At 56.9% G+C, this 19,117-nt stretch carries 17 protein-coding genes and 1 tRNA gene; 14 read left to right on the top strand and 4 right to left on the bottom strand.

Translation table 11 applies throughout. The features are described from left to right. The first annotated feature begins 58 nt into the window (after window positions 1–58). On the top strand, window positions 59–955 hold the full coding sequence (locus Q0915_RS20900) for a DUF5996 family protein (RefSeq protein ID WP_299478239.1): 897 nt from the start codon (window positions 59–61) through the stop codon (window positions 953–955). A gap of 70 nt (window positions 956–1,025) precedes the next feature. Here the strand turns inward: Q0915_RS20900 and Q0915_RS20905 are convergent, their stop codons facing one another. Further along, entirely contained in the window at window positions 1,026–1,679 is a 654-nt protein-coding gene (locus Q0915_RS20905) for a cysteine hydrolase (protein ID WP_299478242.1), read from the bottom strand. A 338-nt stretch (window positions 1,680–2,017) separates the two neighbouring features. Here Q0915_RS20905 and Q0915_RS20910 point away from each other — a divergent pair, with 338 nt between their 5' ends. The 8 genes from Q0915_RS20910 to Q0915_RS20945 all read left to right on the top strand — a co-directional run bounded on the left by Q0915_RS20910 (window position 2,018) and on the right by Q0915_RS20945 (window position 10,528). Continuing rightward, on the top strand, window positions 2,018–3,043 hold the full coding sequence (locus tag Q0915_RS20910) for a LacI family DNA-binding transcriptional regulator (RefSeq protein ID WP_299478245.1): 1,026 nt from the start codon (window positions 2,018–2,020) through the stop codon (window positions 3,041–3,043). Between the two features lie 227 nt (window positions 3,044–3,270). Further along, a complete protein-coding gene (locus tag Q0915_RS20915; RefSeq protein ID WP_299478248.1) occupies window positions 3,271–4,590 on the top strand; it encodes an extracellular solute-binding protein in 1,320 nt (439 codons plus the stop codon). Window positions 4,591–4,721: 131 nt separating this feature from the next. Further along, the gene (locus Q0915_RS20920; RefSeq protein WP_299478251.1) at window positions 4,722–5,669 is read left to right on the top strand and encodes a sugar ABC transporter permease; all 948 of its coding nucleotides are present in this window, start codon (window positions 4,722–4,724) and stop codon (window positions 5,667–5,669) included. After that, entirely contained in the window at window positions 5,666–6,607 is a 942-nt protein-coding gene (locus Q0915_RS20925; protein ID WP_299478254.1) for a carbohydrate ABC transporter permease, read from the top strand. The genes Q0915_RS20920 and Q0915_RS20925 overlap by 4 nt, the downstream gene beginning before the upstream one ends. Continuing rightward, window positions 6,604–6,792, top strand: a complete 189-nt coding sequence (locus Q0915_RS20930) for a hypothetical protein (protein ID WP_299478257.1) — start codon at window positions 6,604–6,606, stop codon at window positions 6,790–6,792. Before Q0915_RS20925 ends, Q0915_RS20930 begins: the two co-directional genes overlap by 4 nt. A gap of 4 nt (window positions 6,793–6,796) precedes the next feature. Further along, on the top strand, window positions 6,797–7,894 hold the full coding sequence (locus tag Q0915_RS20935; RefSeq protein WP_299478259.1) for an ABC transporter ATP-binding protein: 1,098 nt from the start codon (window positions 6,797–6,799) through the stop codon (window positions 7,892–7,894). Next, the gene (locus Q0915_RS20940) at window positions 7,887–8,882 is read left to right on the top strand and encodes an ABC transporter ATP-binding protein (RefSeq protein WP_299478262.1); all 996 of its coding nucleotides are present in this window, start codon (window positions 7,887–7,889) and stop codon (window positions 8,880–8,882) included. Before Q0915_RS20935 ends, Q0915_RS20940 begins: the two co-directional genes overlap by 8 nt. 11 nt (window positions 8,883–8,893) lie before the next feature. Next, the gene (locus tag Q0915_RS20945) at window positions 8,894–10,528 is read left to right on the top strand and encodes a dihydroxyacetone kinase subunit DhaK (protein ID WP_299478264.1); all 1,635 of its coding nucleotides are present in this window, start codon (window positions 8,894–8,896) and stop codon (window positions 10,526–10,528) included. Window positions 10,529–10,599: 71 nt separating this feature from the next. On the opposite strand, the gene Q0915_RS20950 is transcribed toward Q0915_RS20945, so the two are convergent. Next, complete coding sequence (locus Q0915_RS20950; protein ID WP_299478267.1) at window positions 10,600–11,073, bottom strand: hypothetical protein; 474 nt, start codon at window positions 11,071–11,073, stop codon at window positions 10,600–10,602. Between the two features lie 244 nt (window positions 11,074–11,317). Between Q0915_RS20950 and Q0915_RS20955 the strand changes: the two genes are divergently transcribed. Next, the gene (locus Q0915_RS20955) at window positions 11,318–12,052 is read left to right on the top strand and encodes a LamG-like jellyroll fold domain-containing protein (RefSeq protein WP_299478270.1); all 735 of its coding nucleotides are present in this window, start codon (window positions 11,318–11,320) and stop codon (window positions 12,050–12,052) included. Window positions 12,053–12,263: 211 nt separating this feature from the next. Next, the gene (locus Q0915_RS20960; RefSeq protein WP_299478273.1) at window positions 12,264–13,151 is read left to right on the top strand and encodes a phytanoyl-CoA dioxygenase family protein; all 888 of its coding nucleotides are present in this window, start codon (window positions 12,264–12,266) and stop codon (window positions 13,149–13,151) included. 14 nt (window positions 13,152–13,165) lie between these two features. Here the strand turns inward: Q0915_RS20960 and Q0915_RS20965 are convergent, their stop codons facing one another. Beyond that, complete coding sequence (locus tag Q0915_RS20965) at window positions 13,166–14,731, bottom strand: CYTH and CHAD domain-containing protein (protein ID WP_299478276.1); 1,566 nt, start codon at window positions 14,729–14,731, stop codon at window positions 13,166–13,168. A 211-nt stretch (window positions 14,732–14,942) separates the two neighbouring features. On the opposite strand from Q0915_RS20965, the gene Q0915_RS20970 reads away from it, so the two are divergent. The 3 genes from Q0915_RS20970 (at window position 14,943) to speB (ending at window position 18,401) form a co-directional block, all read left to right on the top strand. Next, a tRNA-Leu gene (locus Q0915_RS20970) sits at window positions 14,943–15,027 on the top strand. 440 nt (window positions 15,028–15,467) lie between these two features. After that, window positions 15,468–17,144, top strand: a complete 1,677-nt coding sequence (locus Q0915_RS20975; protein WP_299478279.1) for an autotransporter outer membrane beta-barrel domain-containing protein — start codon at window positions 15,468–15,470, stop codon at window positions 17,142–17,144. A 294-nt stretch (window positions 17,145–17,438) separates the two neighbouring features. Further along, entirely contained in the window at window positions 17,439–18,401 is a 963-nt protein-coding gene (gene speB, locus Q0915_RS20980) for an agmatinase (protein WP_299478282.1), read from the top strand. Window positions 18,402–18,452: 51 nt separating this feature from the next. Here speB and Q0915_RS20985 read toward each other — a convergent pair whose 3' ends face one another. After that, entirely contained in the window at window positions 18,453–19,055 is a 603-nt protein-coding gene (locus tag Q0915_RS20985; protein ID WP_299478285.1) for an XRE family transcriptional regulator, read from the bottom strand. Window positions 19,056–19,117 lie beyond the last annotated feature (62 nt).

Here is a 19,117-nt window from a genome sequence, read left to right on the forward strand (position 1 = left end):
ATATCCGTTGCAGGTCCCAGCAAAGCTCTTCTCGCCATGATTTGACGGAGGCGAACACATGATTACACTGCCGCCACTTCCCTATGATGAATGGTCCGACACCAAGGACACGCTCCATCTTTTCCTGCAGATTATCGGGAAGATCCGCCTCAAGTCGCACCCGAAGCTGAACCACTGGTGGCATGTTACGCTGTACCCGCATGTCTGCGGGCTGACGACAGGCCGTATACCCTTTCGGGACGGCGGGTTCGAAATCCTGTTCGACATGATTGATCACCGGGTCAGCGTCTGTCGCAATGACGGTCGTCAAGAGGGGTTTTCCGTTGCAGGGCTGAGTGTTGCAGAATTCTACACGGCGCTGTTTTCCCTGCTCGGCGACCTGGGCATCACGGTGAGCATCCTGGCTGTTCCCTATGACAACAAATCCAAGGTGCCCTTTCCGCAAGACACTGCGCCACGCCGCTACGATGAGGTCGCCGTCTTCCGGTTCTGGCAGGCACTTTGTTCGATATCAGGGGTCTTCGAGACTTATCGGACGAGTTTCGCTGGCAAGCAAACACCTGTGCACCTCTACTGGCATTCTTTTGATCTGGTTGTCACCCGTTTCTCAGGCCGCGCTCACCCGTTGGAAGGAGGCACGCAATCGGACAGGGAGGCCTATTCTCACGAAGTGATTTCGATCGGTTTCTGGCCTGGAGATGACACCTTTCCGGAAGCCGCATTTTACGGTTACGCCTACCCCGAGCCGTCTGGAATGAACCAGGTACCGTTGCGGCCCGGATCCGCGCTCTGGGCGGAAAAGAACGGCGGCGCCCTTGCAATCCTCAAGTATGAGGACGCCCGGACTGCAATGGATCCGGCCGATGCAATCCGTTCGTTTCTCGACAGTCTTTATGACGGCGCATCGGAAAAGGCGAACTGGCCTGTCAGCGACCTGAGGCATGCGCATGCATGAGCGGCGGTAAGGCATGTGCTTTGCCGGTTTCGAAGCTGGTTTGACCAAAGCGTGGTAGCCAGTTCGGAGTTTAGCCGCCGGGGTTGTTGTCCTGTGTTGTCTCTCTTTCATTCATCATCGCAGCAATGATGTCCGACGAAGTTTGACGTGCGCCGGTCTGAAGGTATTCCATGGCGCGCAGCGCTGCCGTGTGGGCCTCCAGACTGGATCCTGCGACGCAATCCTCTATCACCCGGCAGAAGTAATCCGACTGGTGTCCGTCTACGAACGTGTAGTGGACGCAGACATCCGTGAGACCGCCGCACAAAAGGAGCGTCTCGACCTTCAAGCCACGAAGCAGAATTTCAAGATCAGTCCCGAAAAAGGCCGAGTAGCGGCGCTTCGGAACGAGGTAATCCCCTTTGCGAAATCCCATTTCTTCCTTGGCCACATCGGTTCGCGGATCGCCTTCCAGACAATGAATGTCCTCGTCGCCATCAAGCTCCCGGCCAAAGTCGATTCCATCCGCCCTGTGGATTTCCTGAATGAATATCACCGGCGTCCCGGCCTCGTGCGCTGCCTCCACAAGACCGGCGCATGCCAGCATCCGCTCTCTGTAGCCGGGCATGTTGTCGATCGAGCGAACGGTGCTGTCATCGATGAAGGTGCTTTTTTGAACGTCTATCACCAGGAGAGCGGGTCTGCCTTCGATGAGCTTTCTTGCAGGTTTTTCTGAATTAGCCATATCGACCTCGTTCACGGGTCGTCCCGGCCAGCCATTTCGCGTTGGGCCGTCCCAACAAGCAGATCCCGGCGTTTTATCTGAAGTTGCCGGTTCTTGCAAAAATCCTCCGCGGTGGCGTCGGCATTCAGGCATAGCCCGGAAACGAGCCCCTACCGCTTCTCGAGAGACTTGGAGATCCGGTGCGTCACGACACTCTTTCAAAAGGTCGGGCACGCGCTTGTAATGCCCTAAACGTCTGACAAAAAGGGATTTTCTTGGACAAGTTGGCAATCGCGGCACATTTTGATTGACGTATGTCAGAAAGAAGCGCCAATTTGGCGATCCGCGGGAGGTAATGAGTGAAGCCAACTGTCCATGACATAGCGCGCGAAGCCGGTGTCAGCCTTTCGACCGTCGATCGCGTCTTGAACGGGCGGGCGGACGTGCGGCCGAAAAACGCTGAACGGGTCAAGGACGCGGTGAGGCGGCTCGGCTATGTGCGTGACACGAATGCGGCGAACCTGGCAAAGAAAAGGCGTTACAAGTTTACTTTTGTCCTGCCGGAAGGGCCGAACCATTTTGTCGACACCGTTGCGAGTGCCGTTCGCGAGGCTACTGATGCGCAGGTGACTGACCGGGCTGATGTCGACATAATATATGTGAACGCGGCTGATCCGCATGCGGTTGTCAAGCGCCTGAAGTCCCTGGATCTCGGGCGGCTTGACGGCGTTGCGATCATGGCGCCGGAAACACCGCAGGTGCGAGATGCGATTGCGCACATCAAAAGCGCCGGTGCCTATGTGGTCGCCCTTGTGTCCGATCTGCCTAATTCCCGATGCGATCACTTTGTTGGAATTGACAATTTCTCGGCTGGCCAAACGGCGGGAGCTCTTCTTGGACGCTTCCTGCGCAAAGAAACGGGCTGCATTCTGGTGGCGACGAACTCGATGGTGTCCCGCGACAGTATCGAGCGGCGCTTTGGACTTGATGAAGTCCTGTCGAGAGACTTTCCAAGGCTCAAGGCTTTGCCGACTATCGAGTTTCACGACGATCCGGATCGAATAAGGGAAACGCTTCAAAGGAGCATTGCCGCCCATGGCGATCTGAAGGCTGTTTATTCCATGGGCTCGGGGAATGCCATCATGCTGGATGCTCTAAGGCAATCAGCGCCCGATCGCGATCTTGTTGTTGTTGCACATGACCTTACTTCCGTCACGCGCCAGGCTTTGCTGGATGGCGAAGTGGACGCCATCATCGTGCAGAACGTGGGACATCTTGCCAGGAGCGCTCTTAGAATCCTTCGCGCCAAGTGCGATGACGCTGGAATCTATGAGGCGCAGGAGCAGATCCGCATTGAAATCATCATGCGCGAAAACCTTTACTAGTCAGGTTCGACTGCTACGCGTATCGCGTGCCTTTCTAAAAACATCAAAAATTCAATGTTTTAAGCACCTTTTGCCGTGACGAACAGGCCGTTTTGACGAAAAAGAAAGACGTATGTCAGTTTTTTGATTGACTTGACATACGTATGTCAAATACGGTGAGCGCGCACTTGGAGGAGTGCCTCCGCCCGGCGCTCGCCGGGAGCGACCATATCGGGAGGAAATTAGCGATGAAAACTGCGAAACTTCTCGCGGCGACCGCTTTCGTGGCGGCAAGCGGGCTCAACGTGTCTCAGGCGCAGGCAGAAGACCTGACACTGTGTTGGGCCGCATGGGATCCGGCAAACGCCCTTGTTGAACTTTCCAAGGAATTTGAAGCCCAGTCAGGGCACACAATGAAATTTGAATTCGTGCCGTGGCCGAATTTTGCGGACCGGATGCTGAACGAACTGAATTCGGGCGGCAAGCTCTGTGACCTTCTCATCGGCGACAGCCAGTGGATCGGGGGCGGAGCGGAAAACGGCCACTATGTGAAGCTGAACGATTTCTTCGACAAGGAAGGCATCAGCATGGACGATTTCGCGCCAGCGACCGTCTATGCCTATTCAACATGGCCCAAGGGAACGCCGAACTACTACGCGCTGCCTGCAATGGGCGATGCGAATGGCTGGTTCTACCGCAAGGACTGGTTTGCGAAACCGGAAATCCAGGAAGCCTTCAAGGCCGAACACGGCCGCGATCTGACACCGCCGAAAACCCAGATGGAACTGCTGCAAGTTGCGAAGTTCTTCCAGGGCCGCGAAATCGATGGCCAGAAGCGTTACGGTGCAGCCATCTTCACCGAGCGCGGATCGGAAGGCATCACCATGGGTGCGACAAGCGCCATGTATCCGTTCGGTTTCAAGTATGAGATGACGCCCGGCAAATACGACATGGAAGGCGCGGTGAACTCGCCGGACGCGGTCGCCGGGCTTGAGTTCTACAAGGAACTCTACAAAACCTCGACGCCCCCAGGCTACACCGACAGTTACATGGAACAGTCGCTCGACGCCTTCAAGTCGGGTCAGGTGGCAATGGCCATGAACTGGTTCGCCTTCTTCCCGGGTCTTTATGCGGATCCGGATACCGGCGGGGACAAGATCGGGTTCTTCGTCAATCCGGGGCAGTTGAAGGAAGCTTCCACGCTCGGCGGACAAGGCATTTCCGTTGTTGCCTATTCCGACAAGCAGGACGCGGCGCTCGAATACATCAAGTGGTTCGCGCAGCCTTCCGTTCAGAAGAAGTGGTGGGATCTCGGCGGCTATTCCTGTCACGTCAGCGTTCTGAACGATCCGAACTTTGCGGACAGTGCTCCGTTTGCAGCCGACTTCCTGCTCGCCATGGACGGCGTCATGGATTTCTGGCAGGAGCCGGCCTATGCCGAGCTGCTTCTGGCGATGCAAAAACGGCTGCATGACTATGTCGTGGCCGATCAGGGAACGGCAAAAGAAGCTCTCGACAAGCTCATCGAAGACTGGACCGAGACCTTCGAGGACGAGGGCAAGCTGTAACGTACTCGGACTGCCGGGCAAGCGGGTTCAAACCAGCTTGTCCGGCCCGAAACCGGGCGGGTGCGAATGCGCAGTGAATGCCCAAACGTACCCCGCCTGGTTCTCCGGACTATTCTTCGAACAGGCAACAGATGTCAGACACTTCTATCGACCGCGTGGCGAAAGCGACGCCGCCCTCCGTTGCGGCCAAAATTCGCGGCTTGAGCGACCGGGCCATCGCCTGGATTTTCGTTCTGCCGACGATTTTCCTGCTGCTGGCGGTGAATATCTTTCCGCTCATCTGGACCATAAATCTGAGCTTCACGAACTTTCGTGCCAACCGTCCCAACCGGGAGGTCGATTATATCGGACTGCGCAACTACGAGCGCATTCTGACGGATGAAGATATCTGGCTGACAATGCAGGCGACGGCGCATTTTCTGTTCTGGACGATCCTGTTGCAGGTGCTGATCGGGTTCACGCTGGCCTGGCTGATCAACCGGAAATTCAAGGGCAATGATCTCTGGACGACGCTGATCGTCCTGCCGATGATGTTGTCACCGGCGGTGGTCGGCAATTTCTGGACGTTTCTCTATCAGCCTCAGATCGGTCTCTTCAACTACGGCATTTCGTTCCTGACCGGCATCGACCCGTCTTCGTTCCAGATGATCGGGGATGTGAAACTGGCGCCCTGGTCGATCGTTATCGTCGACACCTGGATGTGGACGCCGTTCGTGATGCTGATCTGCCTGGCGGGGCTGAGGTCCATCCCCGACTATATCTACGAGGCGGCCGAAATCGACAGGGCGAGCCAATGGCGGCAGTTTTGGACGATCACCATACCGATGGTGCTGCCGTTCCTGATGCTGGCGGTCCTTTTCAGGGGCATTGAGAACTTCAAGATGTTCGATCTTGTCGTGCAACTGACCGGTGGCGGGCCCGGGTCGGTGACCGAACTCACGTCCATCAATCTGAAACGTGAAGCCTTCGAGAAGTGGCGCACCGGATATGCGTCCGCCTACGCGATCATCCTGTTCGTGACGGTGTTCGGCCTTGCGTCAATCTATGTGAAAGCCCTCAACAAGGTGAAGGAAAGATGAGCAGCTATTCCATTACCGAACCTTCGCCACTGCAAAAGTGGCTCGCGGGCACTCTCGTCGTCTTCTATGCGGTTATCACGCTGCTCCCGCTCGTCTGGATCCTGACGACCGGTTTCAAGTCGCCCGTTGACGCGATCGCGTATCCGCCAAAGATCCTGTTCGAGCCTTCGCTCGAAGGCTACGTGAACCTCTTCACGACGCGAACGCGCGTTTCCCCGGAGGCTCTGCAGGCCTTGCCGCCGCCGTCGAGCTGGTATGAAGAAATCGTGCGCAACCGCGACATGGTGATTGCCGGTCCCTCGCGCTACGGAGAGCGGTTCCTGAACTCCGTCATTATCGGCTTCGGGTCGACTTTCCTCTCGGTTTTTCTGGGAACGCTGGCCGCCTATGCGTTCTCGCGGTTCAAAGTGCCTTTGAAGGACGATCTCCTGTTCTTCATACTGTCGACAAGGATGATGCCGCCGATTGCCGTTGCGATCCCGATTTTCCTGATGTTCCGTACACTCGGGCTCTCCGATACGCATCTGGGCATGATCCTGCTTTATACGGCGGTCAACATTTCGCTCGCGGTTTGGTTGCTCAAGGGGTTCATGGACGAAATACCGCGCGAATATGAAGAAGCCGCGCTGATCGACGGCTACACGCGGTTTCAGGCTTTCTACAAAGTGGTCCTGCCACAGGCGGCGACCGGCATTGCATCGACGGCCATCTTCTGCCTGATCTTCTCGTGGAACGAATATGCCTTCGCAGTCCTCTTGACCTCGGGAACGGCACAAACCGCACCGCCCTTCATTCCGACGATCATCGGAGTTGGCGGCCAGGACTGGCCGGCGGTTGCAGCGGGTGCGACGCTGTTCCTCGTGCCGGTCATGGTGTTCACAATCCTGCTTCGCAAGCATCTGCTGCGCGGCATCACCTTTGGAGCAGTGCGCAAATGAGCGACTTCCTTCACGGATTGACACGGTTCCGGCGCGGCTCCTGGGAGTTGCTGGCCTCTGTTCTGATTGCCGTTGGCGTCGTCATGCTGATGCAGCCGCTGGTGCTGTGGGCATACACTTATTCCTTCATTGTCACGCTGACGGGCACGGTGATGTTCATCGTCGTCAGCCATTTTCCGGACTAGCATCATGGCCGAAATTGTCATCAAGAACCTGAGGAAGGAATTCGGCGATTTCACCGCCGTGCAGTCGTCCTCCTTCAAGATCGAGGACGGCGAATTTTTCATGCTGCTCGGGCCGTCGGGATGCGGCAAGACCACGACGCTGCGCATGATTGCCGGTCTTGAACTGCCGACATCCGGTGAGATCTACATCGACAAGGAGGAAGTAGGACAAAAGCCGGCCCGGCAGCGCGATATCGCCTTCGTGTTTCAGATGTTCGCGCTCTATCCGCACATGAATGTCCGGCGGAACATAAGCTATCCCCTGGTCAGCCAGGGAATGTCGAAAAAGCATGTCCGGGACAAAGTTGCCGAGGTCTCCCGTATTCTCGGGATCGAAGATATTCTCGACCGCCCCGTCAGTGGACTTTCCGGTGGCGACCGGCAACGCGTTGCACTTGGCCGGGCGATTGTGCGCGAACCGAAGGCCTTCATGATGGATGAACCGCTTGGAGCGCTGGACGCCGAATTCCGCGAGCATATGGCGGAGGAGCTGCGCGCGCTGCACGACCGTATGGGCGCCACCACCGTTTACGTTACGCATGATCAGCTTGAAGCGATGCAGATGGGTGACAAGATCGTCGTTATGAACCACGGGGTGATCGAACAGTTCGGAACGCCGCAGGATATCTACGACAAACCGGCGACGATGTTCGTCGCCGACTTTATCGGGTCGCCTTCCATGAATTTCCTCCGGTTCCATGGTGAAGTCCATGCGGGGGCTTCCAGCGTGAGCATGCATCACGTCGATCTTGCGGTGCCGACCGTTCGAGAGCCATTCCAGGGTGACTTGGTCTACGGCATCCGGCCGGAGCACATCCGGCTTCGGGATGATGGGGGTAATCGGGGCGAAGTGGTCGCCGCCGAGTATCTTGGAACCACGCAGATCGTCACTGTGAAGACGGCCGGGGGTGACCTCAAGGCCAGGATCGCGTCGGATCAGCCGGCAACACCAGGCGAAACCGTCAGCCTCGACTTCAATGGGGCGACCGCGACGCTGTTCGACAATCAGACCGGGCGCGCTTTGCGGTCCGACCTTAACGAGGGAGTGCTCTCCCATGTCTGAAGTGCGTTTGTCCAACTTGTCGAAGGCGTTTGGCGACACGGTCGCGGTCGATGATGTGAGCATGACCATTCCCAACGGGGCTTTCGTGACGCTTCTCGGACCGACGGGTGCCGGCAAGACGACAATCCTGCGTCTCATTTCCGGCCTCGAGCAGCCCGACGGAGGCGACGTCTTCATCGGTGGCCGCTCTGTTGCCGATGAAACGCCAGCGCAACGCAACGTTGCGATGGTGTTCCAGCAATATTCGCTCTATCCACATATGAGCGTGCGCGAAAACCTCGCATTTCCCCTGCGCTCACCGTTGTTGAAGACGCCTGCGGAGGAGATCGAACACAAGGTTTCGGAAGTCGCGAAAGTCCTGCGCATTTCGCACAAGCTGAACAACAAGGCGACCGAGTTGTCGGGTGGTGAGATGCAGCGCGTCTCGATCGGCCGCGCGCTTGTGCGCGATCCAACCATCTACCTGATGGACGAACCCTTGAGTTCGCTTGACGCCAAGCTGCGTTCCGACCTGCGTGTCGAACTCAAGCGCATTCAGGAAAATCTGGGGGCGACGCTGCTCTATGTGACCCATGACCAGATCGAGGCCATGACCATGTCGACCCATGTCGGCGTTCTGGATAACGGCAAGCTGGTGCAATTCGGTACGCCGCGTGAGATCTATGAAAATCCAGTCAACCTCTATGTAGCCGGCCGGCTCGGCCAGCCCCGGATCAATGTGCTGCCTGCGGAAATGTTTGCCGGTGCACCCGCGGGCGCTACCAAGATCGGTTTGCGGCCGGAACATATCCAGCAGGGCGAGGGCAAGGGATCGACCGTCAAACGGATCGAACATCTTGGAGATCAGATTCGCCTCCATCTGACACTGGAAGGCCACAACGTGGTCACGCTATCGGACCCGCATGCCGGTCTGGAACCGGGCGACACCGTCGCCATTCAACCCCGCAATCCGCTGTTCTTTGATGCAAGCGGCATTCGTATCACCTGAGGAGAGGGAACATGAAGCAGTTCATCAACTCAAAGGAAACGCTGGTCACGGAAGCCATCGACGGGGAATTGCGAACGGCCGGCGGCCGTCTCGCCCGGCTGGATGGATATCCGCACATCAAGGTCGTGGTGCGCACCGACTGGGACAAGTCGAAAGTGGCATTGGTTTCCGGTGGCGGGTCCGGTCATGAACCGAGCCACGCGGGTTTTGTGGGGCAGGGAATGCTGACAGCCGCCGTCTGCGGGGAGGTCTTCGCATCGCCCTCGGTCGATGCTGTTCTGGCCGGCATCCTGGCTGTGACGGGAAAAGCCGGTTGCCTGGTCATCGTGAAGAACTATACCGGTGACCGGTTGAATTTCGGACTTGCTGTGGAACGCGCGCGCGCCTTCGGCCTCAAGGTCAACATGGTCATTGTCGACGATGATGTCGCGTTGCCCGATCTGCCTCAGGCGCGCGGCGTTGCGGGCACGCTTTTCGTGCACAAGATTGCAGGCGCGCTCGCGGACCAGGGCGCCGACCTTGAAACAGTCTCCGAGGCGGCGGGCCGCGTCATCGCAGGCGCGGTCTCGATTGGCATGTCGTTGGACACATGCACGATCCCCGGGTCTCCCAAGGAAGACAGGATCAGGCCCGGCATGGCGGAACTCGGGCTTGGGATTCATGGTGAAGCGGGTGTCGAGCAGGTCACGTTCTCCAATGCAAAAACGGCGATGGCAATGGTTGTCGACCGGCTCGAACCGACCCTTGCTCCCGGACCCCATGTGGCGCTGTTGAACAATCTTGGCGGCACCACGCCGCTGGAAATGTCGGTTCTGGCAGAGGAGCTTACGCATTCACGCATCGGAGGGCAGATCCGTTGGTTGGTCGGTCCGGCGGCGATGATGACTTCACTCGACATGCACGGGTTTTCAGTGTCGCTGCTTCCCGTCAGCAAGACGGAGGAAGCGCTGTTGCAGGCGCCCGTCGCGCCCTGGGTCTGGCCAGGCTGTCTCGCACTCGGGCCGGTGTCGATATTGCCGCTCCCGGATGGCCTGTCGCCGATTCAACCCCTGCCCTCTAAGAACGACGCGACGCGCGAATTCATCGAGCGATGCTGCAACATCCTGATTTCCGCGGAAGTTGATCTCAATGCGCTGGACGCGAAGTCGGGCGATGGCGACACCGGAAGCACTCTGGCAACGGCCGCGCGGGCCCTCATCAAAGCCCTCGACCGCATGCCGCTCGCGGATCTAACGCAGCTATATCGGGCAATCGGACTGGAATTGAGCCAGACCATGGGTGGATCTTCCGGCGTGCTCCTTGCGATTTTCTTTGCAGCAGCCGGGGATGCCTCCTCCAGCGGGCGAGACTCTATCGGGGCGCTCAAGGCGGGTCTTGATCGGGTGATGCAGGTTGGCGGCGCCCAGCCTGGGGACCGGACCATGATCGACGCGCTAATGCCCGCGCTAAATGCGCTGGACGGCGGTATCGGGGCGGCCGCGAGTGCAGCACGGCAGGGCGCTGACGCGACCTCCAGGATCACCCGTGCACGCGCGGGCCGGGCAAGTTATGTGTCCGAAGCGAACCTCTCGGGTCACAACGATCCCGGCGCGGAAGCCGTCGCACGGCTTCTGGAACAGCTTGCCCAGGAGCCTGCACTATCGTGACAATGGAACCCGCTACAACGGCCTTTTCGTTTGCGGAATGATCGGTACTTAGTTGCGCGGGTTGCCCGAAGTCAGCTTATCCGGGCCTTTAAGTAAGCAGCGAGACGTTGAGCGGGGGTACCTTCCCCGCTCAGGATCGTTGATTTCCAGGTGTCTGTTTCAAAGCTGACAATGTCCATTTCCCAGAGGCAGCCGATGACCTCTTCTGCACCGTTTCCGAACTCGGTCGGCGTATGCAAGGGCGCGCGCATCTGATCGATTTTCGAAAGAACGCTGCCCCATTGCCAGTAGAAGACAGGCGCAACGACGGCGACCTGAGCGAAGTGCACGATCTGAAAGCCGATGCCGTGCGCGCGAATTGGATCTTCCAACCCGCCGGGCGGGGGAAGCCTTTTTAACGCTTCTGCGCCCGCCGCGGCCGCAACCGCCGGATCAAATGACTTTCCCTCCGACAGGATTGCGTATTGCTTCAGGTGCCAGCCGTCCGTTTCCAGAACCGGCAATGAACGGATATCTCTGGGCTGGAACCGGCTAAGGTGCTCCATCTGCTCGTCTCTTCAGCTCTTCGCAGTCATTTGACAGAATGAACTCTTCTTCCAGCCGCCGGACAAGTCAAATATTTCCCAGTGGTGTGTTTTCCTCTCCGCCACGTCTTTTTTGTTGTCTGAAGATTGTACTGCTGGCATCCGGTTATCTGCTGGATCACGGAGCCTTAAGACATCCGCATTAGTATCAGGCAACGTTTGCAATCCGATTTTTGTTGCTGACCTGAAAAGCTGGGAGCAGACAATGCGTAAGATAGGACTGATTGCGGGTTTCGCAGGGGTTTGCGGTATCGCGCTGGTGGTGTTTTGGCCGCGTGGACAGGAAGAGCAGGCCTATTTACCGGCGCCAGTCGAAGGCGCTTATGTGCAGCTGGCTTTCGAAGGCTCGCTCGATACGCTCGGTGCTTTAAACGTGTCCGCACAGTCGCGCGATGGTGATGCCGTCTTTTCGCCAGGTCCGACAGGCAGTGCCTACTTTGCGCAAGGCGATGGCCGCTATCTGGAGCTTGCGACACCGGACCTGGACATTCTTTCTAAGCGGATTGACATATCATTCGACGTCAAGGCCGAGAAGTGGACGAACCCATACGAAAAAAGCGCTCCTGTGAAGACCATTGCGGTCGTTAGTGGCAAAAGCGGTGATCGTATCCGTCACGTCATTTTTAATCTTTCCGGAGATGACCGGCCGGCCCTGAGCGTTTCGGTGGAGGACGAAACCGGTTCAAAGGACCGGCTTGTCTCCGAACGCGGCGCTCTCACGACGGACTGGCACCGTATCAGGCTGGTCGTCGACCAGGCCGAGGACAGTACCCAGCTCTATCTGGACGGCGAACTGGTTGCCAAATCCGCCGTCATCCCGTCGATTGTTTCTCACGGCGTCGATCGTGTGAAGATCGGCACCTGGTATCGCCAGAACCAGGCGTTTCGCGGTCACGTGGACAATTTCGTCATCCGCGATGCGACGCGCGAAACGGGTTGAGCGTTACGCAGACGCGACGGTCTGACAGGGAGCGCTTGCGGTAACACCTGGACATGCTGGAGTTTCGTGCGGCAGCGCTCCCGACTGTCAGAAGCCGATAAAGCGGCCCGTCGCTCACGTCACTTGCGACGCTGAAAACCTGCAGCTCTCCTCGCGCAGAAATTGACACCTCCGTCTGGCGGTCCCAGACTGCAAGGCAGGAGGAAAATGCATGCCCGAGGTTCTCAGCCAAAGCCAGATCGCGTTCTACCGCGACAACGGATACCTGGTGCTTGAACGCCGCCTGCCGGACACTGTCATTGACGATATTCGCGCTGAAATCAGCCGGTTTGAGGATGAAGCGCGTGGCATGACGGCGTCAAACGACCGGCTCGACCTGGAGGACAGTCATTCACCCGACCAGCCGCGTCTGCGGCGCATCAAGCTGCCGCACAAGATCAGCGATGTCATGCGCGCGCTGATGTATTCCGATCATATTCTTGCGCCGGCGCGGGACCTGATCGGTCCCGATCTCAGGCTGCACACGACAAAACTCAATATGAAATCGGCTGGCTATGGCGCTGCGGTTGAGTGGCATCAGGACTACGCCTTTTATCCGCACACCAACGACGACATCCTTGCCATCGGTGTCATCATCGATGACATGGAAAGCAAAAACGGGCCGCTGATGGTCTATCCGGGCAGCCATAAGGGGCCTGTTCACGACCATCACGTGAATGGTGTGTTTGCGGGCGCATTCAATCCGCAGGAAGTCGGGTTAAACCCTTCCGACGCTGTTGAACTGAAGGGGCCGGCGGGGTCGATATCCATTCATCACGGGCGTATCATTCACGGGTCGGCCCTGAACACATCTGACCGCTCGCGCCGTATTCTCTTTTACGAAATGATGGCTGCCGATGCTTTTCCCATCATGGGTTCGATGACGAAGTGGGACGGTCTTGAAGACTACAACACGCGCATGCTGTGCGGAGAGCCGACGCTCACGCCGCGGCTCAAGGACATCCCGATCAGGATCCCGCAACCGCAGCCCGACACGCCGATATCGATCTACGAAATCCAGAAAGGCCTGAAAAAGCGTGCCTTTGAAACCTCCACCTGACGGTCCCGATCGTCCTAGACCCAGAACCGGTGTGTTTCGCGCGTGGCGTCCCAGTAGCCTTTGGCATGCTGCCACATGGTGTGGCACTGGGCCTCGTGCCACCCGATGACAAAGCCAATCGCCTGTGTCGCCGCGAGTGCGTTCTTGCCGCTGACTTTCGCTTTTTCAGGAAGCGTTTCTGCCATGGCGACATCGTTGAGATAGCCGAAAATGTCCTGCAGCTTCTTCATCCGCTTCAGGAACGGTTTCACAGTGTCTGCGGGATAAAGGCTGCCGTAAAACTCAATGCCGTAGCGCATCTTCTTCATTGCCTTGCGCATGTCGTGGCGTTCGGGGATCGTCAGCTTTTCAAGTCGTTTGCCGTAACCGAGAACCTTCTTCCACTGTTTTGCCAGCGCCTTGCCTGAATGAATTTCGATCGGTTTCGCCAGAAGAGCGGTCTGGTCGAAATTTTCGGGATCAAGCCAGCCGCGCGTTTCCGTATAGGCGGCGAGATCGAGTAGAAAGGCATTGACCTCTGCGGACCTGAGATGGGTCAGAACCGCACCGCGTGTGTCTTCTCCGCGGGACGCGTTAAGCGTTTCCAAAAGCGCGTCGAATGACAGGCTTGCCGGGGCTTTTTCGATCAGCGGCTCCACAATCTCGTCAATAAGAACGTCGAGGTCGCGCATCGAGCCGACTTCGCTGGCGATGGTCCTCGCCATGCGGTCGAGCGGTGCCACCGTTGCCGGGTTCAAAACAGGTTTGAAAAGACGGAAGGCGCTGCGCAATCGCCGCAACCCAACGCGCAGCTGATGAGGACCTTCCGGGTCTTCCGAACCAAGGACGACGACACGGTTTTCCGAAATCTGCTTCAAGCAAGACCGGAGCACGTCGCGAAACGCCAGTTCGACGCTCGTGCCGGGTGTGAACCTGATCGCTTCTGCAAAACAGGGCTTTGGCGTTTCTGCAGTTTGTCCTTCGGCAAACAGGTAACCCCGCTCCGCCTTGCTGTAAGGCGAAAATCGGAACGGAACATCGTTCAGAAGGGTTATTGCCGCGTCGTAAATCGCCGCGCTTGGCCCGGATTTGAGTTCCATCTCAAGTTCGACCAGAGGCTGGCCGCCTTCACCGGCGAGAATGTTGCCGGTGTCGAATGCCAGTTCGATCTCGGCGCCGTCGCTTTCGCGCGTCAGGACGCGGGTCGTGCGTTTCATGATTGTTTCAAAGCACTCCGAAAGCGGGGCATCCGCAATAACCTCGGAGAGGGTCTTGCTGACCTTCGGATCTTCGATGACCGAAAAATCGAGCGCTCTGCCTTTGACCGGGTGTTCGGCTTCCACCGGAGACGACAGGCCGCCGACAACACCGGTGCCGATCTTGACCGTCTGCACCCAGCTGCGCCCGGATTTTCGCACCCTGAGCGAAATCCTGGCTTTTCGAAGCGCCTGATCCGGCGTGTCGAAATAGATCGATTGCAGGGTTTTGGTCACGGCGCGACCGGCGGAAAATCCGCGTATGGCACCGACCCGTTTCATGGCGTCCTGCGCTGACTGATCCAGCTCGAGCTTAAGCTCGATTTCACGTCCTGATTTGCTCATGAATCCGTTTCTAACCAAGCCAAAATAGCTTGTCTAGAAAAAGCGCACAATTTGCGCTTTTGTTCGCTGGCTAACCATTTTTCAACGGTTTGTGCGTGCGGATACTCTCTCCAGTCTTTGTCTGAAAGAGGGTGAATTCCGGTGTATCTCCCCGAGCATATTGCTTGCATCGACCCAAGGGCCATGATAGGCACCCTCTCCGGTGTCAGTTGCCCCTCTGGCGGAACTGGTAGACGCGCGGGATTCAAAATCCCGTTCCTTCGGGAGTGCCGGTTCGATTCCGGCGGGGGGCACCAGAAAACACCTTTCGCATCCGATCACTTTCTAGAATCTCATTTCTTCTTGCAATCCGGCTTTCGGCGGCATTCCCAAAGCCTGTTTTTGGCCCCCGGATACGATACATCCCGATAGCGCTAAATTGTGGCTTAGGTGCCTCGGCAGGACCGCGATACTTCTGCGATACACTGATCAAAGGCAACAGAAGACGTCATCCCGTTGGATTGGTTTCTTCAATGCACCAAAATCAGATGGTTCCAATCAGGTGGATTAGGTCTGACAGGTCCACTTGCAATTATTGTCAAAAACTACGAAGTTTTCGCTGACTTGAATCAACTTAGGTGCTGTTTTCGGCGCAAATGCTGGGTTAAGATCTTCCCGGGGTATATCCGGAATTGAAAATACCTTTGTTGCTGAGTCTTGCGTAATGTGACAGTAGCCGTGTTTGGGGCGGGCGGTAATGAGATTTAGTGCAAAAGCTTTTATACTTCCGTTTTTCTATTTAATGATGGTGATTTCTTCGAATTCACAAGAATTCGTTGTAAAAGACAAAATCACAGGGTTCAATTCGGCAGCATCAAATTCCCTGAACAATCAGACGGCTGGCGCTGGTGGCCGCCAGATCCTTTTGACGCAGTATACTTTTACGCAGCAAACGCAAGTTACACGTTTTGTTCAGCTGTCAAATTCAACGATCACAGGAGCAAACGGCTTTTCGTACTCTGTCAGGGCCCTGGCCTCCCCTTATGCGGAGCTTGCCACCGGGAGCGCGACGCGCACCGGCAGAACCGTCTATAGCAACGTTACCTTGAGCGGGAACAACACCAACCTGGATGAATTTTCCATTTCAGGGTTGACCCTAGAACCCGGCACCTACTGGATCGCTGTCCATGCAAGTGATGGAAATACCTATCAGGTTGCTGCCAACACAGGCGACGATCCGGAGCCGTTGCTGGCCGAAAATGGCGGGGCGCCTTTTCTGGCTGGCACAAACTTTCACATGTATACGATCCTTTATGGCATCAATCCCTTCAGTGCCACTTTTGACGAGCAGAAGACTATTGCGTTCAACACGATCCCGGTAAACGTATCGCAGGTCAATTCCATCAGTTCCTTGACTCTCGCCCTCATCAACAGGCGTCTGTCCAGACTGCAGAACAATAGATTTATGGCCGCCCGGGCTGGTACAGTCACAGGTTTGAATGGATATCTTGACGATACTTACCTGAGTCAATATGAGGCGGACCCCTCAGGTAGTTCTTCATTTCCAGACTCAGCGGTCGGAACCAACGGTTCCTTGGATTCAGACAAAATGCCGGGCCGCATCAGAGTTTGGTCGGAAGGCAGCTTTGTTTCCCTCGAGCATGGCACGACGGGCAGCTTCAGCGGCTATGACGGCAATCTCGTTGGGGGTCAATTGGGAGCCGATATCGACATTACAGAGTCTGTCGCGGTCGGGCTTGCATATGGCCGAAACTATACTGACACGGATTATGTAGACGACTTAGGAAATACGCAGTCAAACAGCGATCACTTCACCGCGTTTGCGCAGTACGTCCACGAGAATGGTTTTTATTCCAGCCTGATCTACAGCTATGGCCATTTCGACCTCGACCTGGACAGAAATGCAGGATCGTCAGGAACGGCAAAAGCATCGACACATGCGGGCGCTCACAGTGTTCAAGGGACCATCGGATATCGGTTTCCACCCGTCAAAGCGTTCACCACAAGTGTCGAATCAAGACTTTGGTACACGAACATCAACGTCGACGGTTACAGCGAGAGCAATGCGGGAAGCGGCTCTCTTTCAGTTAACGATCAAAATGCGGACAATGTCTCTGTCGCCGTCGGCTTTAACGCCCGCTACAACCACGGCAATTTCAGTCCTTATCTCAGCGTGTTTTATCAGTACAACAATCTGAATCCGGGCGATGCTGCGATCAGCTTGATTCAGGATCCGAGCCTGACGGCAACGCAGCAATATATCGGGAATGACGGCGGCAGCGTAAATTTCGATATTGGTCTCGATTATGCATTTGGTGGCGGCCTCACCTTAGGTGCCAACTATGCAACGTCTCTGAGTGATGGAGACCTGGAGTATCACGGTCTGAACTTAGCGTTGAATTATGTGTTTTGACGGATGCCTCAGGCATCCAGAGCATCCCGAACGCCTTTCCAACCGCAAATCGTCTTGTTGTGCCCGCCATACGTTTCTTGCCAGAATTGACGAGCTGACTGGGGCTTACCAGCGGTCCAGCATGCAGGTCACGTAAAACCTTCCTGTAGTGCTGTGAGCATTTCGGCCGTATTGAAGGGCAAAACCAGACGAGCCCGGTTTTGTGGCAGCCGCTTGTTTCCAAACCCACATTTTTCCAGCACAGTGCAGCCAACCGCCGAGCGCGGCCTATCGACATTCGATTTGGAGAGACACATGTCGGGACACGGTTATCAATCGGGCCGCCTGAATTTACCCTTTGTCGGTATCCCGACTTTCGGCAAGAAAGAATACGTGTCCGACTGGGATGCGATTGACGCGGATGTGGCGGTCCTCGGGGCGCCGTTCGACTTCGGTTGCCAGTTCCGCTCCGGCGCCCGGTTTGGACCAAGATCGGTGCGCGAAGCGTCAACCCTTTTCAGTTTCGGTCACGCTGGGGCATATGATCACGAAGACGATGCGACCTATCTCGGCGCGGATGTCCGTATTGTCGATATTGGGGACGCCGACATCATTCACACCAAGACTGATGAAAGCCACGCAAACATCGAATACGGCGTCCGGAAGATCCTGAATGCGGGAGCGCTTCCTGTCGTGATCGGTGGTGACCACTCGGTGAACATTCCCTGCGTCAACGCCTTTGACCAGGATTGCGCGAAAAACGGGCCGATCCATGTGGTACAGATCGATGCGCATCTCGACTTTGTCGACGAGCGCCACGGGGTCACGGCCGGTCACGGCAATCCGATGCGCAGGGCAATCGAGAAAGACTACGTCTCAGGCATGACCCAGCTGGGCATCCGCAATGTGTCTTCAACCGCCAGGGAAGGCTACGAGGACGCGAGGGCTCGGGGCTGCGACATTCTATCCGTGCGACAGGTGCGCAAGCTCGGGACTGATGCCGTTTTGGAGCGCATTCCTGCCGACGTCCGCTACTACGTTACCATCGACATCGACGCCTTCTGCCCATCCATTGCGCCGGGGACGGGAACACCGAGCCATGGCGGCTTCCTTTACTACGATGTCCTGGAAATCCTGCAGGGCCTTTCAAAGCGTGGGGACGTTGCGGGGATCGATCTGGTCGAAGTCGCGCCGGATTACGATCCGAGCCAGAGCACGCAAATCCTGGCGGCCCAGATCCTGCTCAACTTCATCGGGTTCATCTTCCACAAAAGGTGATGACGATCGATGCAGAATGGCTATTTGCGCCGGCCGAAACGGGCAAGACCTTCATTCCAGGGATACCCATAGCACCTTGGCGTCTTCCTCGCCGGTGGAGATACAGCCGTGCCCCATGCCGCTGTCGTAATAGACGCTGTCACCGGCCTTCATGGGCAGTGGCTTGTAGTGCTCGGTCAGAAAGGTCAGTTCGCCGCTGATCACATACATGAATTCCTCTCCCCGATGCCTGATCCAGGAGTCGAATTCAGAGACGTCCCGCGCCTTGATGGTGCTGACATAGGGAAACATGCGCTTGCTGGTCAGCTCGGTGCACAGGAGTTCGTGTGAATAGGTAGGCGTTTCCTGAGGTTCGCCCCGGCCTGCAAACGTCACATCGCGGCGACCGGAAATATCGCTTGGTCCCGACTGCACGAAGAGTTGTGGCGTTTTCAGTTCCAGCGCCTTGGTCAGGCGGCGCACGATGTCAAAGCTCGGGCGCGTCTGGCTGTTTTCAATCTTTGACAGGGTCGAGCGGCCGATGCCTGCGGCTTTGCCGGCTTCTTCCAGCGTCCAGCCTTTTTTGAGGCGCGCTTCACGGATCATCTTTCCCAGGTGATCGGGATCGTTGGCCTCGGCAATGTCGTCCTCAGGAGCCTGGGAAACGGGATCCATGTGCAGCCTTTCCAATGTTTCCCAGAGTCCTCGCACAATCTCCAAAAATCGTCAAACTCTTC

It is taken from the genome of uncultured Roseibium sp. (assembly GCF_947494555.1).
GTDB lineage: Bacteria > Pseudomonadota > Alphaproteobacteria > Rhizobiales > Stappiaceae > Roseibium.

Excerpts from the sequence above, each read along its gene's own strand:
- Q0915_RS20965 (WP_299478276.1), bottom strand. The coding sequence starts at position 14,731 with ATGAGCAAATCAGGACGTGAAATCGAGCTTAAGCTCGAGCTGGATCAG.
- Q0915_RS20975 (WP_299478279.1), top strand. The coding sequence starts at position 15,468 with ATGAGATTTAGTGCAAAAGCTTTTATACTTCCGTTTTTCTATTTAATG.
- Q0915_RS20925 (WP_299478254.1), top strand. The coding sequence starts at position 5,666 with ATGAGCAGCTATTCCATTACCGAACCTTCGCCACTGCAAAAGTGGCTC.
- Q0915_RS20945 (WP_299478264.1), top strand. The coding sequence starts at position 8,894 with ATGAAGCAGTTCATCAACTCAAAGGAAACGCTGGTCACGGAAGCCATC.
- Q0915_RS20930 (WP_299478257.1), top strand. The coding sequence starts at position 6,604 with ATGAGCGACTTCCTTCACGGATTGACACGGTTCCGGCGCGGCTCCTGG.
- Q0915_RS20960 (WP_299478273.1), top strand. The coding sequence starts at position 12,264 with ATGCCCGAGGTTCTCAGCCAAAGCCAGATCGCGTTCTACCGCGACAAC.
- Q0915_RS20955 (WP_299478270.1), top strand. The coding sequence starts at position 11,318 with ATGCGTAAGATAGGACTGATTGCGGGTTTCGCAGGGGTTTGCGGTATC.
- Q0915_RS20915 (WP_299478248.1), top strand. The coding sequence starts at position 3,271 with ATGAAAACTGCGAAACTTCTCGCGGCGACCGCTTTCGTGGCGGCAAGC.
- Q0915_RS20940 (WP_299478262.1), top strand. The coding sequence starts at position 7,887 with ATGTCTGAAGTGCGTTTGTCCAACTTGTCGAAGGCGTTTGGCGACACG.
- speB (WP_299478282.1), top strand. The coding sequence starts at position 17,439 with ATGTCGGGACACGGTTATCAATCGGGCCGCCTGAATTTACCCTTTGTC.
- Q0915_RS20985 (WP_299478285.1), bottom strand. The coding sequence starts at position 19,055 with ATGGATCCCGTTTCCCAGGCTCCTGAGGACGACATTGCCGAGGCCAAC.
- Q0915_RS20935 (WP_299478259.1), top strand. The coding sequence starts at position 6,797 with ATGGCCGAAATTGTCATCAAGAACCTGAGGAAGGAATTCGGCGATTTC.
- Q0915_RS20920 (WP_299478251.1), top strand. The coding sequence starts at position 4,722 with ATGTCAGACACTTCTATCGACCGCGTGGCGAAAGCGACGCCGCCCTCC.
- Q0915_RS20905 (WP_299478242.1), bottom strand. The coding sequence starts at position 1,679 with ATGGCTAATTCAGAAAAACCTGCAAGAAAGCTCATCGAAGGCAGACCC.
- Q0915_RS20900 (WP_299478239.1), top strand. The coding sequence starts at position 59 with ATGATTACACTGCCGCCACTTCCCTATGATGAATGGTCCGACACCAAG.
- Q0915_RS20950 (WP_299478267.1), bottom strand. The coding sequence starts at position 11,073 with ATGGAGCACCTTAGCCGGTTCCAGCCCAGAGATATCCGTTCATTGCCG.